Raw genomic sequence first — 16,295 nt, forward strand, 5'->3', positions numbered from 1 at the left:
GCCGTCCCCCCGTACGGTGGCACGATGAGCCGCCAGAGCGAACTGTACGACCGCGTCGCGCACGAGTCGTCCGCGCAGGTGATCCGCCGCTACTCCACCTCCTTCGGGCTGGCCACGCGTCTGCTAGCCCCGGGCGTCCGCGAGCGGGTGGAGGACGTCTACGCCCTCGTGCGCGTCGCCGACGAGATCGTCGACGGCGTCGCCGAGGAGGCCCGTCTCGATCGGGCCGCGGTGGAGGAGTCCCTCGACGCCTTCGAGGCCGAGACCGAGCGCGCGCTCGCCTCCGGCTACAGCTCCAACCTCGTGATCCACGCCTTCGCTCGGACCGCGCGGGCGACCGGATTCGGCACCGAGCTCACCCGGCCGTTCTTCGCGTCGATGCGCGCCGACCTCCGCGAGACCGAGCACACCCCCGAGTCCTTCGAGGCCTACGTCTACGGCTCCGCCGAGGTCGTCGGGCTGATGTGCCTGCACGTGTTCCTCGCGGCGCCGGACGCGGGGCTCGTCTCCGAGGCCGCCCGCGAGCGGCTCGTGGCCGGAGCGCGCCGCCTGGGCGCCGCGTTCCAGAAGGTCAACTTCCTCCGCGATCTCGCCGCCGACGTCGACGGCCTCGGCCGCAGCTACTTCCCCGGAGTCGACCCGCGGGCGTTCTCCGAGCGCGACAAGGCCTCGCTGCTCGCCGACCTCGACGACGACCTCGCTGAGGCAGCCGCTATCGTGCCCGAGCTCCCGCGCTCGAGCCGGCGCGCGGTCCTGCTGGCCCACTCCCTCTTCGCCGCCCTGGCCGACCGGATCCGCGCGACGCCCGCCGAGGGGCTCCTCCGCGCCCGCGTCAGCGTGCCCACGGCCGCCAAGGCGGCGCTCGCGGCTAAGGCGGCCGTGTCGACGCTCGGCCCGCGCCTGGGCCCCGGCCCCGTCCGCGCGACCCGCTCGAGGACCGGCCCGCACCGCGCCGTCGTCATCGGCGGCGGGATCGGCGGACTCGCCTCCGCCGCGCTGCTCGCGCGCGACGGCTACGACGTGACCCTCCTGGAGGCGCGCGAGGCCGTCGGCGGCCGCGCCGGCTCGTGGGAGCACGAGGGCTTCCGCTTCGACACCGGTCCCTCCTGGTACCTGATGCCCGAGGTGTTCGACCACTTCTTCCGCCTCATGGGCACCAGCGCCGAGGAGCGCCTCGACCTCGTCACGCTCGACCCCGGCTACCGGGTCTACAGCGAGGGCGTCGACGAGCCGATCGACGTGCTCGCCGACCTCGAGTCGAACCTCGCGCTCTTCGAGAGCATCGAGCCCGGAGCGGGCGAGCGGATGCGCGCGTACCTCGACTCCGCGCGCGACACCTACGAGATGGCCAAGCGCCGCTTCCTCTACACGAGCTTCTCCTCCTTCCTCCCGCTGCTGCGCCGCGACGTGCTCAGCCGGACCGGGAGGCTCGGCCGCCTGCTGCTCACGCCGCTCGACACGTTCGCGGCGACGGCGGTCACCGACAACCGGCTGCGCCAGATCCTCGGCTACCCGGCCGTCTTCCTCGGCTCCTCGCCGTTCGCCGCGCCGAGCATGTACCACCTGATGAGCCACCTCGACCTCGCCGACGGCGTGCTCTACCCGATGGGCGGATTCACGAAGCTGATCGAGGCGGTCGCCGACGTCGCCGAGGAGGCCGGCGTCACCGTCCGCACGTCCTCGCCCGCGACGCGGATCCTCACCGCCCGCTCGCCCCGCGGCGGACGCCGCGGCGCCGAGGTCGTCGGAGTCGAGTTCACGGGCCCCGACGGCACGGAGCGGATCCCCGCCGACCTGGTCGTCAACGCCTCCGACCTCTTCACCACCGAGCAGTCGCTCCTCCCCGAGGAGCTGCGGACCTACCCGCCCGCCTACTGGGAGAAGCGCGAGCCCGGCCCGAGCGCCGTCCTCGTCCTCCTGGGCGTGCGCGGGGAGCTGCCCGAGCTCGAGCACCACACCCTGCTCTTCACGAAGGACTGGCGCGACAACTTCGACAAGATCTTCGGCGAGCACCCGACCGTCCCCGATCCCGCGTCGATCTACGTCTGCCGCCCGAGCGCGACCGACGCGAGCACGGCTCCGGAGGGGCACGAGAACCTGTTCGTGCTGGTGCCGATCCCGGCCGACACCTCGATCGGCCACGGCGGAGTCGACGGCGCGGGCGACGCGCGCGTCGAGGCCATCGCCGACCAGGCCATCGCGCAGATCGCGTCCTGGACCGGCGCGACCGACCTGGCCGAGCGGATTGTCGTCCGCCGCACCATCGGCCCGGCCGACTTCGAGAGCGACCTCGGCGCCTGGCGCGGCTCGATGCTCGGACCGGCCCACGTCCTCTCGCAGAGCGCCTTCTTCCGCGCCGGGAACGTCAGCCGGCACGTCGACGGCCTGCTCTTCGCCGGCAGCTCCACGATCCCCGGCATCGGCCTGCCGATGTGCATCATCAGCGCCGAGGTCATGCTCAAGCGCGTGCGCGGCGACGTGTCGACCGAGCCGCTGCCCGTGCGGGAGGCGCCGTCCGCTCCGGTCGCGCCCGTCGCCGTGGGGGAGTAGGCGTGGGGATCCTCTACCTGCTCGCGCTCCTCGTCTCGATCACCGGGATGATCGTGCTCGACCGCCGCTTCCGGCTGTTCTTCTGGGCGGACGCGCGACGCGCGGCGATCGTGCTGCCCGTGGGAGTCGCGTTCTTCCTGGTCTGGGACCTCGTGGGGATCGGCCTGGGCGTCTTCTTCCGCGGCGAGACCTCCTACATGACCGGCCTGCAGATCGCGCCGGAGCTCCCGGTCGAGGAGGTCCTCTTCCTCACCCTGCTCTGCTACCTGACGATGGACGTGCACGGCTTCCTCTCGCAGCGCGTCTCCCGGCGGGCGGAGGCGCGCGCGTGACCTACCTCCTCCTCAACGCCGTGTTCCTCGCGGTGGTGCTGGTGCTGCTGCTGCTCGCGCTGCGCCGACGCGTCCTGCGCCTGCCCGCCGTCCTCGGCACCCTCGCCGTGCTGCTGGTGATGACCGCCGTGTTCGACAACATCATGATCGGAGTGGGCCTGCTGGTCGCCTACGATGACGACCTGATCTCGGGCATCCGGATCGGTGTCGCTCCGATCGAGGACTTCGCCTACGCGATCGCCGCGGCCCTCGCCCTCCCGGCGCTCTGGGTGCTCCTGCCCTCGCGTCGTCGGAGCGAGCCGTGAACCGGCTGCGCGCGCTGTTCGTCTCGAGCCGCCCGCTGAGCTGGGTCAACACCGCCTACCCGTTCGCGGCGGCGTACCTGCTGACCACCCGCGAGATCGACCTCGCCTTCGTGCTCGGCACGATCTACTTCCTCATCCCCTACAACCTCGCGATGTACGGGATCAACGACGTCTTCGACTACGAGTCCGACCTGCGGAACCCCCGCAAGGGCGGCGTCGAGGGCGCCGTGCTCGACCGGAGCGAGCACCGCGCGACGCTGATCGCGGCGGTGGCCACGAACGTGCCGTTCCTGGTGGCGCTCGTGCTGCTCGGGTCACCGGTCTCGTGGCTGGTCCTCGCGATCAGCGTCTTCGCCGTGATCGCCTACAGTGCGCCGGGGCTCCGCTTCAAGGAGCGCCCGTTCGTCGACTCGCTGACCTCGGCGACCCACTTCGTCAGCCCGGCCGTCTACGGGATCGCCCTCGCGGGCACCGTGGTCACCGGACCTCTGGTGGCGCTGCTCGTGGCGTTCTTCCTCTGGGGGATCGCGAGCCACGCCTTCGGCGCGGTGCAGGACATCCTGGCCGACCGCGCGGGCGGCATCGGCTCGATCGCGACCGTGATCGGAGCGAAGGCGACCACGCGCTTCGCCATCGCCGCCTACGTCGCGAGCGGCCTGCTCCTGCTCCTGCTGCCCTGGCCGGGGACCCTCGCGGCGATCCTCGCGGTGCCGTACGCGGTGAGCATCTGGCCGTACCGGTCGCTCGAGGACGCCGAGGCGGAGCGGGCGAATGCGGGCTGGAAGCGCTTCCTCGCGCTGAACTTCCTGACCGGCTTCCTCGTCACGCTCCTGCTGATCGTGTTCTGGATCGCCACGGTCTGATCCGCGGCCGGCGGCGCGCGGGGAGGGGCCTCGCCCGCGTCTCCCGCGGGACGGGCCTCGTCAGTCCCGGCGGGCGGGCGGAGCGAGCCGCGGCTCCGGCACGACGGGGGCGGTGGCCGGCGGGCGGCGCACCGGCAGGAGCAGCACCAGCCCCACGGCGAGGACGAGGACGAGCCCGAGGATGCCCCAGTACTGCACGTTCGCCTCGCCGCTGCCCGAGACGGCCGCGGCGATCGAGACGGCGGCTGCGAAGGCGGCGGGCGCGAGGAACGAGGCCGCCCGCCCGGTGGTCGCGTAGAGGCCGAAGATCTCGCCCTCGCGTCCCTCCGGGATGAGGCGGGCGAGGTAGCTGCGGCTCGCCGACTGCGCCGGGCCGACGAACAGGCACAGCAGCAGGCCGAAGATCCAGAACACCGTGCTCCCCCCGTCGTGCAGGACGAAGACGGCGGTGCCGCAGACGACCAGGCCGATGAGCGATGCGACGATCACGGCCTTGGGGCCGATGCGGTCGTCGAGCGCGCCGACCGAGATGGTCGCCACTCCGGCCACGACGTTCGCGGCGATGGCGAAGAGGATCACCTCGCCGGCGTCGAAGCCGAAGGTGCCCTGCGCCAGCACGCCGCCGAAGGTGAAGACCCCGGTGAGCCCGTCGCGGAACACCGCGCTGGCGATGAGGAAGGCCACGGTGCTGCGGCTCTCGCGCCAGAGGCCGGCGACCTGCGCGAAGAGCGCGCGGTAGGAGGCGATCACGCCGACGCGCTCCGCCCGGCTCGCGCGCGCCGGCGTCTCCGGCACCGCGACCAGCACAGGGAGGGCGAAGACGGCGAACCACACGCCGGCGACCAGGATCGAGACGCGCACGTCGAGGCCGTCGTCCCCCGTCACTCCGAAGAGCCCGACCTCGGGCGAGATGAAGCCGAAGTACACGATCAGCAGCAGGACGATCCCGCCGACGTAGCCCATGCCCCACCCGAAGCCGGAGACGCGGCCGATGGTCGCCCGGGTCGAGACCTGGAGGAGCATCGCGTTGTAGTTGACGCTCGCGAACTCGAAGAAGACCGTGCCGACCGCGAGCAGTCCGAGTCCCAGCCAGAGGAGGGCCGGGTCGGGGCGCACGAGGAACATCAGCAGGATGCAGAGGACGACGACGGCGGAGTGGATCCCGAGCCAGAGCCGGCGGTGCCCGCCGAGGTCGGCCCGGCGGCCGGTGATCGGCGCGATGACGGCGACGACCACGCCGGCGGCGGCGAGGGACCAGCCGAGCGCGGCCGAGACTCCGCTCGAGGTGCCGAAGAGCCCGTCGGTGGTCAGGTAGACGGTGAAGACGAAGGTGGTCACCACCGCGTTGAAGGCCGATCCGCCCCAGTCCCACAGGCCCCAGGCGAGGACGGGCCAGCGGCCGGTGCGCGTCGTCATGGGCCCACCGTAGGGGGAGGAGGTGAACGGCCGGAAGCGGCGGGACCCGCGAGTCTGAGAGTTGAGCCGATGCGACTCAACTTCTCGCCTCCGGACTTGACGCGAGACGACGGATGCGTAAACTTGAGCGTGCGGGGCTCAACTCCCGCAGAGGATTCCGCACCACCCGTCAACTGACCGGCAGCCGCCCGCGCGACGCCGATCGCGAAGGAGAACAACGCATATGTCCCGTGCCGTAGGCATCGACCTGGGAACCACCAACTCTGTCGTGGCCGTCCTCGAGGGAGGCGAGCCCACCGTCATCGCCAACGCCGAGGGCTTCCGCACCACGCCGTCCGTCGTGGCGTTCACCAAGGACGGGGAGGTGCTCGTCGGCGAGACCGCGAAGCGCCAGGCCGTCACCAACGTCGACCGCACCATCGCGTCGGTCAAGCGCCACATGGGCACCGACTGGACCTTCGGCGTGGAGGACAAGAAGTACACCCCGCAGGAGATCTCGGCCCGCATCCTGGGCAAGCTCAAGCGCGACGCGGAGCAGTACCTGGGCGACAAGGTGACCGATGCGGTCATCACCGTCCCGGCCTACTTCAACGACGCCGAGCGCCAGGCGACCAAGGACGCTGGCGAGATCGCCGGCCTCAACGTCCTGCGCATCATCAACGAGCCCACCGCGGCCGCGCTGGCCTACGGCCTCGACAAGGGCAAGGAGGACGAGCTCATCCTCGTCTTCGACCTCGGCGGCGGAACGTTCGACGTCTCCCTCCTCGAGGTGGGCAAGGACGACGACTTCTCGACCATCCAGGTCCGCGCGACCTCGGGCGACAACCGCCTCGGCGGCGACGACTGGGACCAGCGCGTCGTCGACCACCTGGTCAAGCGCTTCAAGGACTCGACCGGCGTCGACGTCTCGAAGGACAAGATCGCTCGCCAGCGCCTCAAGGAGGCCGCGGAGCAGGCGAAGAAGGAGCTCTCCTCGAGCACCTCGACCAGCATCCAGCTGCCCTACCTCTCGCTCACCGAGAACGGTCCGGCGAACCTCGACGAGACGCTCACCCGCGCCAAGTTCGAGGAGCTCACCAGCGACCTGATCGAGCGCACCCGCAAGCCCTTCACCGACGTCATCGCCGAGGCGGGCGTCAAGGTCGAGGACATCGCTCACGTGGTCCTCGTCGGCGGCTCGACCCGCATGCCGGCCGTCGCCGAGCTCGTCAAGAAGCTCACCGGCGGCAAGGAGCCCAACAAGGGCGTCAACCCGGACGAGGTCGTCGCCGTCGGCGCCGCGCTTCAGGCCGGCGTCCTCAAGGGCGAGCGCAAGGACGTCCTCCTGATCGACGTGACCCCGCTCTCGCTGGGCATCGAGACCAAGGGCGGGATCATGACCAAGCTGATCGAGCGCAACACCGCGATCCCGACCAAGAGGTCCGAGACCTTCACCACGGCCGACGACAACCAGCCGTCCGTCGCGATCCAGGTCTTCCAGGGCGAGCGCGAGTTCACCCGCGACAACAAGAACCTGGGCACGTTCGAGCTGACCGGCATCGCGCCGGCCCCGCGCGGCATCCCGCAGGTCGAGGTCACCTTCGACATCGACGCCAACGGCATCGTCCACGTGTCCGCGAAGGACAAGGGCACCGGCAAGGAGCAGTCGATGACGATCACGGGCGGCTCGTCGCTGCCCAAGGACGACATCGACCGCATGGTCCGCGAGGCCGAGGAGCACGCCGCCGAGGACAAGGCCCGCCGCGAGGCCGCCGAGATCCGCAACAACGCCGAGACCCTGGCGTACTCGATCGACAAGCTGATCAAGGACAACGAGGACAAGCTGCCCGAGGACGTCAAGTCCGAGGTGCAGGGAGACGTCGACGCGCTGAAGACCGCGCTCGCCGGCGACGACGACGCGGCCGTCAAGACCGCGTTCGACGCCCTCAACGCCTCGCAGACCAAGATCGGCCAGGCGATCTACTCCCAGGACCAGGCCGCGCAGAGCGCCCCCGCGGACGCTCCGGCCGACGGTGACAAGAAGGACGACGAGGACATCGTCGACGCCGAGGTCATCGATGAGGACGAGCCGAAGGACACGAAGTAGCCATGGCAGCCGAGAACGAGCCCCAGGACCTCCCCGAGGAGCAGCCGGCCACCGGCGGCGAGGCGGGAGCCGAGGCGGCGCAGGACGCCCAGGACCAGGAGGGCCTCATCGAGGCCGAGGGGCCCGACGTCGAGACCAGCCTCTCGGACGCCGACCTCTCGTTCCTCTCGGGACAGTCCAGCGCCGAGACGCTCGCGGCTGAGCACCTCGCCGACCTCCAGCGGGTGACCGCGGAGTACGCGAACTACCGCAAGCGTACCGAGGCCAACCGCCAGGTCGACAAGGAGCGGGCGATCGGCGACGCGGTGAAGGTCATCCTCCCCGTGCTCGACGACCTCGACCGCGCCGAGAAGCACGGCGACCTCGCCGAGGGCGGGCCCTTCACGGCCATCGCGCAGAAGCTGCGCGGCGGAGTGGAGAAGCTCGGCCTGGTGAAGACCGGCGCCGTGGGCGACCTGTTCGACCCGAACATCCACGAGGCGATCTTCCAGCAGCCCACCCCCGGCGCCGAGACCTCCACGGTCGCGGACGTCGTCGAGGCGGGCTACTACCTCGGAGGCTCGCTGCTGCGGGCCGCCAAGGTGGTCGTGGCAGTCCCCGCCGACTGACCCCGCCACCGGCACCACCACCGCGGAGGACCCCGCCCCGCTCGGCAGCACGCTGCCGGACCGGGGCGGGGTCCCTCGCCGCATTCGACACAGGAAGAGGCACATGGCCAGCCAGGATTGGTTCGACAAGGACTTCTACAAGGTCCTCGGCGTGTCCAAGGACGTCTCCGCCGCGGACCTGAAGAAGACCTACCGCAAGCTCGCCCGCCAGTTCCACCCCGACTCCAACCCGGGGGACGCGAAGGCCGAGGCGCGCTTCAAGGAGATCAGCGAGGCGTACACCGTGCTCTCGGACGCCGAGCAGCGCAAGGAGTACGACCAGATCCGCGCCATGGGCGGCGGAGCGCGCTTCACCGCGGGAGGCCAGCCCGGAGGGTTCGACGACGTCTTCGGCGGCATGTTCGGCCAGGGCGGGCGCACCTCCTACAGCACCCAGCAGGGCCCGCCGCCCGGCTTCGAGGACATCCTCGGCGGCATGTTCGGCGGCGGAGGCAGCCGCTTCGGCCAGCCCAGCGGCGGCTACCGCGGCTTCGGCGGCCCGCAGAAGGGCGCCGACGTCACCGCCAGCACCACCATCGACTTCCGCACCGCGACCCGGGGCGACACCGTCCAGCTGCAGACCGGCGACGGGCGCACCCTCTCGGTGCGCATCCCGGCCGGCGTGGCCGACGACCAGAAGATCCGCGTCCGCGGCAAGGGCCGCCCCAGCCCGGACGGCGGCGATCCCGGCGACCTGGTGCTCACCGTCTCGGTCCGCAAGCATCCGGTGTTCGAGCGCGACGGGCTGAACCTGCGCGTGACGGTGCCCGTGACCTTCGTCGAGGCCGTCTTCGGCGCGACGATCGAGGTGCCGACGCTCGGCGGCGAGCCCGTCAAGCTCCGGGTCGCCGCAGGCACCCCGAGCGGCCGCGTCCTGCGCGTCAAGGGCCGCGGCGTCACGACTCCCAAGGGCACGGGCGACCTGCTCGCCGTCCTGCAGGTCGCCGTCCCGAGCCACCTGTCCGCCGCCGCCCGTGAGGCCCTCGAGGCCTACGCCGCCGCCGAGCCGGACGAGGACCCGCGCGAGGACATCCTGGAGAAGGCCCGCTACTAGCACCGGATCGGCGCGACCGGTCGGAGGAGGAGACATGGACGAGAACACGCCCGTCTTCGCGATCGCCGTCGCCGCCGATCTCGCGGGGATGCACCCGCAGACGCTCCGGCAGTACGACAGGCTCGGGCTCGTGAGCCCGACCCGCACCGCGGGCAAGTCGCGCCGCTACTCGATGCGCGACGTGGTGCAGCTGCGCGAGGTCGCCCGGCTCTCCTCCGAGGGCGTCTCGCTCGAGGGCATCGCGCGCATCCTGCAGCTCGAGAACCAGGTGCAGTCGCTCTCGCAGCGGGTGCGCGAGCTGGAGTCGGCCCTCGCCGACGAGCTCCTGAACCGGCCGGGCCGCCGCGTGTTCGCCGCCGGACTCGAGGGGGACGTGGTCACTCTGCGCCACGGCACGCGCGCGCAGCGCCGGACCGAGCTGGTCGTCTGGCGCCCCGCGCCACGATCAGAGGCCGACGACGACGCCACGCCCTGAACGAGGGGTAGCCTGACCGGGCGCCGCCCCGTCATCGCGACGCCCGTCCCTCCGCTCGGGGCGGAGAGCAGGAGGACCGCCGTGGACCACGACAGCAGCACCCCGCGCGACGAGCGCGACGCCCGCCGGGAGCAGGCCCCACAGGAGCAGGCCCCCCAGGAGCAGGCGTCGGACGCCTCGCGACAGGAGCAGGCTCCGGACGCCACGCGCGCGTCCCGCAGGACGCCCGTCGTCCCCGACAACGGGTTCTCCCGCGAGTCCTACGCGATCCACGCCGCCCGCAGCGACCTCCCCCTCTTCTCGGAGGCGCTGAACGCCGGCCGCGACGACTCCGGCTGGCTGTCGTCGCTCTCGAGCACCCTCGCCGCACCCACCGGGCCGGTCGGCTCCCCGGACTCGGCCGCCGAGACAGCGCAGGCCGCGCTCGACCGCCGCACTCGCCGTCGGAGCGACGAGTCCGACTCCTGAGCCGCGGCTCCGGCTAGTCGCGCAGGCGCGTCGCGGCCATCCGGGCGTCGACCAGGCGGCCGCCGCTGAGGCGGGCGAGGATCACGGAGCCGAACGGCAGCGCGCGCACGAGGGGCAGGCCCTCGACCCGCTCCTCGTCCGTGTAGCCGAGGAGGACGTACATCCCGACCACGGCGATCGCGGCGATCGTCGCGACCCGCGCCGGGATCTGGTCCATCGTGCCGCCTCCGCCGTCGATCGGCTCGGCGAGCGTGACGCACATGAGGAAGATCGACGCGTAGACCGCCAGGTGCACGTGGGAGCGGCTCCACGGGCGCGCGAGCGCGGCGATCGGCAGGATCCAGAGGGCGTACCAGGGGTGGATGGCGGTCGACGCCGTCACGAACGCGAGCAGCGCACCGGACAGGCGGGCGAGCGGATCGATCGAGCGCCGCGACAGCATGAGGCGCGCAGCGATCAGGCCGGCGAGCCCGAGCGCGAGGATCTTGACCACGGCGATCGCCGCGGCGGGGTCGTGACCGGTGAACTCGACGGCGCGGGAGACCGAGACCGTGACGAACGACATCGGCGCGTACCAGTGCAGGATCGAGCCGGGCACGACCATCGCCGCGACCCAGCCGACCCCGACGCCCGCGAGCAGCCCGACGGCGACCACGAGGCCGAGCGCTCCGGCGCCCGTCCAGAGCCAGCCGCGGGTGCGCTCACGCCACGTCGCGTCGTGGCGCAGCCACAGGAGCGCGAGCACGGGGAGCGCGATCACGGCGATCGGCTTGATCGCGATCGCTCCGGCCATCAGCACGACGGCGGCGATGCGCCGGTCGGTCTGGGTGTAGTAGAGCGACGCGAGGATGAGCGCCAGCATCACGGAGTCGTTGTGGCCGGCGACGACGAAGAGCACGAGGGTCAGCGGGTTGGCGACGATCGTCCAGGCGGTGAGCGGGACCGAGAGGCCGCGCAGGCGCGCCAGGCGGAGCGCGTAGACGGCCATGACGGCCACGCCCGCGACCGACACGGCGCGGAGCATCGCGATCGAGAGCTCCGGTGCGCCGTAGCCCGCGAACTGCACGGCGGTGCGCTCGATCAGGAGGTAGAGGGGCCCGTAGGGCGTGGGCGTGTCGGCCCAGAGCGGGTCGACGCCGAGGTCGAACCAGCCCGGGAGCGTCGCGACGCCGTGGGTGTAGGGGTCGATGCCCTGGGTCATCAGGCGACCCTGCGCCACGTAGGAGAACATGTCGTGGCTGAACAGCGGCACCGTCACGAGGAGCGGAGCGGTCCAGGCGAGGGCCGCCACCACGATGGTGCGGACGGAGCCGGGGCCCGCCGCGAGAGCGACCGTGCGCAGGCGGAGCCACGCGATCAGCAGCAGCATCCCGCCGCCCACGACGAGGGCGCCGCTGGACTCGGTGAGCCAGCCCGTGGCGCGGATCGAGGCGACGAGAGGCCAGTCGCGGATGGGCGAGCCGGCGGGCAGGTAGCCCACGCCGAGCGAGCCGAGGAGGATCGCGATCGAGCCCAGCAGGCCCGTCGCCAGCGGTGCGGCCTCCATGAAGCGGAGCCGCGGTCGGCGCTGCCGTCCCGTTGCCCGGGCCGTGTCCGGCCGCTCGATCGTCCCCCGTGAAGCCATCGGAGCCACGCTAAAGGATGGGACTCCGAAGTGCATGGACGGCCGGTGAACGGTTGATCAGTCGGCGCTCAGGTTGTACAAGGACCCGCACGCGCACCGATCAGGGCAGGCGCGGCACCGGGGCCGGCTCCGCGAAGCGCAGCTGGTTGCCGAACGGATCGATCACGTCGAGCGCGAAGCCGAACGGCGTGCGGGTGATCCGCGGGTTGAGGTAGGGGTACGCCTTCGCGTCGAGCTCGGCGTGCAGCTCGCGGACACCGCGGAGGGCGACGTGCACCGCGGCGCCGGGACTGCCGTCGCGGTGGTGCTCGCTGAGGTGCAGGCGAAGCCCCGAGCGCGACACCTGCAGGTAGAGGGGGGCGTCGAGCGCGGCGCGGTGCTCCCAGTCCACCTCGAAGCCGAGGTAGTCGACGTAGAACTCGCCCGCCTTGGCGACCGAGAAGATCCGCAGGATCGGCACGGCCGCCTCCAGTCGCACCGGCTCGAGCCGGTCCGGCTCCTCCGCGCTCGACCGGTCCCGTGCACGCCGTCTCGTCTCCACGCCACGAGGCTAGCCGCCCCGCGGTCGGCCCGGCGCCGGAGGGTCAGTCGACGAGATCGAGACCGCGCAGCAGCCGGAGGGTCTCGACCCCGGCGGGCGGGCAGCGGCCCGCATCGGAGCCGTCGACCCAGTGCAGCGAGTCGATCTCGCCGCTCGGGCGCGCCTCCCGGTCGAGCTCGGCGGCGAAGACGCTCATGTGGACCTCCCGCCCCTCCGGCTCGCCGTGCGCCTGGGTGCGGACGGTGAACAGGGGCTCGAGGCCGAGCGCGACGGCGCCGAGCTCCTCGCGGGCCTCGCGGGCCGCCGCCTCGATCCCGCTCTCGCCCTCGTCGACCTTGCCGCCGGGGAGGTAGAGGACGTCGCGGCCCCGCGCCGTGACCATCAGGACGCGCCGGTCGCGGAGGACGGCGACGGCGGACACGACGATCGGCGGGAGGGTGCTCATCCGCTCATCATGCCCGCCGCGGGCGGACCGTCGCGGCGCCCCCGCGGCTACCATGGGGGCACACCAGAAGGACGCGCGCAGCCGGCGCGCGCCGGGGCCCCGTGCGCCCGAACAGCTGAGGAGCAACCCGTGGCAGAACCCACCACCCTCGACAAAGTCATCACCCTCGCGCAGCACAGGGGATTCGTCTTCCCCTCGGGTGAGATCTACGGGGGCACCCGCTCCGCGTGGGACTACGGGCCGCTCGGCGTGGAGTTCAAGGAGAACATCAAGCGCCAGTGGTGGAAGACCTTCGTGCAGGGCCGGGGGGACGTCGTCGGCCTGGACTCCGCGGTCATCCTGCCCACGGCGATCTGGCACGCCTCGGGACACGTCGGCGTCTTCTCGGACCCGCTGACCGAGTCGCTGATCACCCACAAGCGCTACCGCGCCGACCACCTCTTCGAGAAGTACGAGGAGGTCAACGGCCACCCGCCCGTGAACGGCCTCGGCGACATTCCGGACCCGGAGCACCCCGACAAGGTCGGCCAGTGGACCGAGATCAAGCAGTTCTCGGGCCTGATGAAGACCTACCTCGGCGTCGTCGACGACGAGTCGGGGCTGCACTACCTGCGTCCCGAGACCGCCCAGGGCATCTTCACCAACTTCGCGAACGTGCTGCAGAGCGCCCGTCGCAAGCCGCCCTTCGGCATCGGCCAGATCGGCAAGGCGTTCCGCAACGAGATCACCCCCGGCAACTTCATCTTCCGCACCCGCGAGTTCGAGCAGATGGAGCTCGAGTTCTTCGTCGAGCCCGGCACGGACGAGGAGTGGCAGGAGACCTGGATGCAGCTCGCCTGGGACTGGTTCGTCGGGCTCGGGATGAACCCCGAGAACATCCGGCAGTACGAGCACCCGAAGGACAAGCTCTCCCACTACTCCAAGCGCACCGTCGACATCGAGTACCGCTTCAGCTTCGCCTCGGGCGAGTGGGGCGAGCTGATGGGAGTCGCGAACCGCACCGACTACGACCTCAAGACGCACATCGAGCACTCGGGCAAGGACCTCTCGTTCTTCGACCAGAACAAGAACGAGCGCTACGTGCCGTTCGTGATCGAGCCGTCGTTCGGCCTCACTCGCGCGCTCATGGCGTTCCTCGTCGACGCCTACGAGGAGCAGGAGCTGCCGCCGAACGCCAAGGGCAAGGTCGAGACGCGGACCGTGCTGCACCTCGACCCGCGCCTGGCGCCGGTGAAGGTGGCCGTGCTGCCGCTCTCGCGCAACGAGGCACTCTCGCCGCTCGCGCGCCGCGTCGCCGACCAGCTGCGCCAGCTCTGGAACGTCGACTTCGACGACTCCGGAGCGATCGGCCGCCGCTACCGCCGCCAGGACGAGATCGGCACCCCGTACTGCGTGACCGTCGACTTCGACTCGCTCGAGGACGACGCCGTGACCGTCCGCGACCGCGACACGATGAAGCAGGAGCGCATCCCGCTCGAGCAGCTCGAGTCGTACCTCTTCACCGGGCTCCGCGGGGCCTGACGCTCCTCCGGGACGCCGCCGACCGGACGGGCCGGCGGCGTCCCGCCGAACGCGGTCCAGCCGGCCCTGCGGTCAGCGCTCGCGGGCGAGCAGGGCGAAGACGAGGGTCGAGGTCCACTCGCCCTTGCAGAACTCGTCCTCCCGGTGGTGCGCCTCGAGGCGCATCCCGAGGCGCTCGCAGAGGCGGGCGGAGGCGGTGTTCCGAGCGTCGAGCTGCGCGATCACGCGGTGGGCGCCGAGGGTGTCGAACGCGAGGTCGAGCAGCGCCCGGGCGGCCTCGGTCGCGTAGCCGCGCCCCTGCGCCTCCGGGTGCAGCACCCAGCCGATCTCGACCGCCTCCTGCTCGACGGACGTCGCGATGAGCGTGAGGTCGCCGATCATCCTCCCGGCGAGGACGCCCTCCCGGGGGACGATCGCCAGCACGGCCGCGTCGCCGTCGGCGGCGAGCCGTGTCGAGGGGAGGCGGCGCTGCAGGTGCGCCCGCGACTCCTCGGGGGTGCGCACCGGCCAGCGGAGGAACCGGACGGCGTCGGCGTCGCCCTGGTAGCGCGCGTGGTCCTCGGCGTCCTCCGGTCCGAGGGGACGCAGGAGCAGGCGCTCGGTGAGCAGCGGCGCGGAGCGCAGCGGTTCCGCGTCGAAGGGGAGCCGGAGGCTCACGCGGTAGCGGCGTCAGAGTCGGGGCGCGCGGCGGCGGGCTCGGCCGGGACCTCGATGCCGAAGAGCGCCTCGAGCCCGGTGAGGTACGCCTCCTGCGCTCCGGCGCGCGCGTAGTCGCGGGCGCGGACGCTCGGGGTGTGCAGCAGCACGCCGGCGAGGTGGCGGAGCGCCTGCTCGGTGCGGCCGTCCTCGTCGCCGCGCGAGCGGGCCCGCTCGATCTCGGCGTCGAGCGCGTCGAACACGTGGGCGCGCAGGGCGACGACGGCCGGAGTGAGGCTCTTCTCGTCGGCGACGTCCGAGAACTTCCGGGCCGCCTTGTCGACGAGCGCGCGCGCCTGCTGCGACGCGTCGAGCACGTCGAGAGGCGCGTGCAGGCTGATCGTCTCGAGGTCGAGGAGCTCGACGCCGGCGACCGAGGTGACGTCGGAGGCGACGTTGCGCGGCAGGCCCAGGTCGATCACGAGCTGGCGCTCGCGGGAGAAGCCCTGGAGGCGCCCGGCGGCGAGCAGAGCGGCGTCGAGCACCGGCTCCTGGGTCGTGGTGCAGGTGATGACGATGTCGGCCGAGACCGCCTCGAGCGCGAGATCGGCGGCGGCGATGGGCCGGAGCGAGCGGCGGGCGGCGAAGCCCTCGGCGCGGCCGGAGGGGGAGTGCACGGCGATGTCGACCACTCCGCGGTCGCGCAGGGCCGCGACGGTCGCCCGCGCGTAGCTGCCGGTGCCGACGAGGAGAACGCGGGCGGCCCGCCAGTCGGTGACGCGGCTCGCGGCCAGGTCGAGCGCGAGGCGCACGATCGAGCGGCCGGCGCTGCCGAGGCCGGTGCGGTTCTTGATGCCGCGCGAGGTCTGCGAGGCGCGCTGGAACAGCCGCTCGAGCTCGGAGGAGGTGGTGCCGAGGCGGCGCGCCTCCTCGAGGGACCGGCGGACCTGGCCCGCGATCTCGCCCTCGCCGACCACGACGGACTCGAGCCCGCTGGAGACGGCGAAGAGGTGCTCGGCCACCCGGTCGCCCGAGACGACGTCGACGCTCCCGCGCAGCTCGTCCTGCTCGACGCCGGTCGCGGCGCTGACGGCGGCGGTGGCGGCCTCGACGGCGACGGCCTGCGCGGCGGTCAGCGGCTCCTCGATGTCGAGATAGGCCTCGAAGCGGTTGCAGGTCGCGACGACGACGGCTCCGGAGACGAAGTCGATCCCCTCGGAGAGGGCCGCGGTCACGGCGGAGGAGTCGACGGAGAGCTTCTCGAGGAGATCGAAGCTGGCGTTCTTGTGCGACGCCGTCAGACACAGAAGCACCACATCAGTCTACCCGCGC

Annotated in this window: 16 protein-coding genes; 10 read left to right on the forward strand and 6 right to left on the reverse strand. The window is 72.1% G+C overall.

The features are described from left to right. The first annotated feature begins 24 nt into the window (after window positions 1-24). The 4 genes from crtI to C5D36_RS04195 are packed head-to-tail and all read left to right on the forward strand — an operon-like array spanning window position 25 to window position 4,050. Window positions 25-2,550, forward strand: coding sequence for a phytoene desaturase family protein (crtI, locus tag C5D36_RS04180; protein ID WP_104295253.1), 2,526 nt, complete (start codon window positions 25-27; stop codon window positions 2,548-2,550). Window positions 2,551-2,552: 2 nt separating this feature from the next. After that, window positions 2,553-2,882: a lycopene cyclase domain-containing protein gene (locus C5D36_RS04185; protein WP_104255346.1), complete on the forward strand. Its 330-nt coding sequence runs from the start codon at window positions 2,553-2,555 to the stop codon at window positions 2,880-2,882. Then, entirely contained in the window at window positions 2,879-3,187 is a 309-nt protein-coding gene (locus C5D36_RS04190; protein WP_104222893.1) for a lycopene cyclase domain-containing protein, read from the forward strand. The genes C5D36_RS04185 and C5D36_RS04190 overlap by 4 nt, the downstream gene beginning before the upstream one ends. After that, window positions 3,184-4,050, forward strand: coding sequence for a prenyltransferase (locus C5D36_RS04195; protein WP_104222892.1), 867 nt, complete (start codon window positions 3,184-3,186; stop codon window positions 4,048-4,050). The genes C5D36_RS04190 and C5D36_RS04195 overlap by 4 nt, the downstream gene beginning before the upstream one ends. Window positions 4,051-4,110: 60 nt before the next feature. Here C5D36_RS04195 and C5D36_RS04200 read toward each other — a convergent pair whose 3' ends face one another. Then, window positions 4,111-5,466, reverse strand: a complete 1,356-nt coding sequence (locus tag C5D36_RS04200) for an MFS transporter (protein ID WP_104222891.1) — start codon at window positions 5,464-5,466, stop codon at window positions 4,111-4,113. Between the two features lie 223 nt (window positions 5,467-5,689). On the opposite strand from C5D36_RS04200, the gene dnaK reads away from it, so the two are divergent. The 5 genes from dnaK (at window position 5,690) to C5D36_RS04225 (ending at window position 10,196) form a co-directional block, all read left to right on the forward strand. Continuing rightward, window positions 5,690-7,552, forward strand: coding sequence for a molecular chaperone DnaK (gene dnaK / locus C5D36_RS04205; protein ID WP_104222890.1), 1,863 nt, complete (start codon window positions 5,690-5,692; stop codon window positions 7,550-7,552). Window positions 7,553-7,554: 2 nt separating this feature from the next. Then, on the forward strand, window positions 7,555-8,160 hold the full coding sequence (locus C5D36_RS04210; protein ID WP_104222889.1) for a nucleotide exchange factor GrpE: 606 nt from the start codon (window positions 7,555-7,557) through the stop codon (window positions 8,158-8,160). A 103-nt stretch (window positions 8,161-8,263) separates the two neighbouring features. After that, complete coding sequence (locus C5D36_RS04215) at window positions 8,264-9,253, forward strand: DnaJ C-terminal domain-containing protein (RefSeq protein ID WP_104222888.1); 990 nt, start codon at window positions 8,264-8,266, stop codon at window positions 9,251-9,253. Between the two features lie 34 nt (window positions 9,254-9,287). Beyond that, entirely contained in the window at window positions 9,288-9,728 is a 441-nt protein-coding gene (locus C5D36_RS04220; protein ID WP_104295254.1) for a heat shock protein transcriptional repressor HspR, read from the forward strand. An 81-nt stretch (window positions 9,729-9,809) separates the two neighbouring features. Next, window positions 9,810-10,196: a hypothetical protein gene (locus C5D36_RS04225; RefSeq protein ID WP_104295255.1), complete on the forward strand. Its 387-nt coding sequence runs from the start codon at window positions 9,810-9,812 to the stop codon at window positions 10,194-10,196. A gap of 13 nt (window positions 10,197-10,209) precedes the next feature. Here C5D36_RS04225 and mptB read toward each other — a convergent pair whose 3' ends face one another. The 3 genes from mptB to C5D36_RS04240 all read right to left on the reverse strand — a co-directional run bounded on the left by mptB (window position 10,210) and on the right by C5D36_RS04240 (window position 12,806). Continuing rightward, the gene (gene mptB, locus C5D36_RS04230; protein ID WP_146083690.1) at window positions 10,210-11,820 is read right to left on the reverse strand and encodes a polyprenol phosphomannose-dependent alpha 1,6 mannosyltransferase MptB; all 1,611 of its coding nucleotides are present in this window, start codon (window positions 11,818-11,820) and stop codon (window positions 10,210-10,212) included. Between the two features lie 100 nt (window positions 11,821-11,920). After that, a complete protein-coding gene (locus C5D36_RS04235) occupies window positions 11,921-12,361 on the reverse strand; it encodes a glyoxalase superfamily protein (protein ID WP_208543318.1) in 441 nt (146 codons plus the stop codon). A gap of 43 nt (window positions 12,362-12,404) precedes the next feature. Continuing rightward, complete coding sequence (locus tag C5D36_RS04240; protein WP_104222884.1) at window positions 12,405-12,806, reverse strand: NUDIX domain-containing protein; 402 nt, start codon at window positions 12,804-12,806, stop codon at window positions 12,405-12,407. 129 nt (window positions 12,807-12,935) lie between these two features. Between C5D36_RS04240 and C5D36_RS04245 the strand changes: the two genes are divergently transcribed. Next, window positions 12,936-14,327 carry a glycine--tRNA ligase gene (locus tag C5D36_RS04245; protein WP_104257681.1) on the forward strand — a complete coding sequence of 464 codons (1,392 nt, stop codon included), beginning with the start codon at window positions 12,936-12,938 and terminating at the stop codon, window positions 14,325-14,327. Window positions 14,328-14,399: 72 nt separating this feature from the next. Here C5D36_RS04245 and C5D36_RS04250 read toward each other — a convergent pair whose 3' ends face one another. Continuing rightward, window positions 14,400-14,984 carry a GNAT family N-acetyltransferase gene (locus tag C5D36_RS04250; RefSeq protein WP_258062863.1) on the reverse strand — a complete coding sequence of 195 codons (585 nt, stop codon included), beginning with the start codon at window positions 14,982-14,984 and terminating at the stop codon, window positions 14,400-14,402. Further along, window positions 14,981-16,276, reverse strand: a complete 1,296-nt coding sequence (locus C5D36_RS04255) for a glutamyl-tRNA reductase (protein WP_104222952.1) — start codon at window positions 16,274-16,276, stop codon at window positions 14,981-14,983. Before C5D36_RS04255 ends, C5D36_RS04250 begins: the two co-directional genes overlap by 4 nt. Between the last annotated feature and the right edge of the window lie 19 nt (window positions 16,277-16,295).

The organism is Rathayibacter sp. AY1C6 (assembly GCF_002931535.1).
Lineage (GTDB): Bacteria > Actinomycetota > Actinomycetes > Actinomycetales > Microbacteriaceae > Rathayibacter.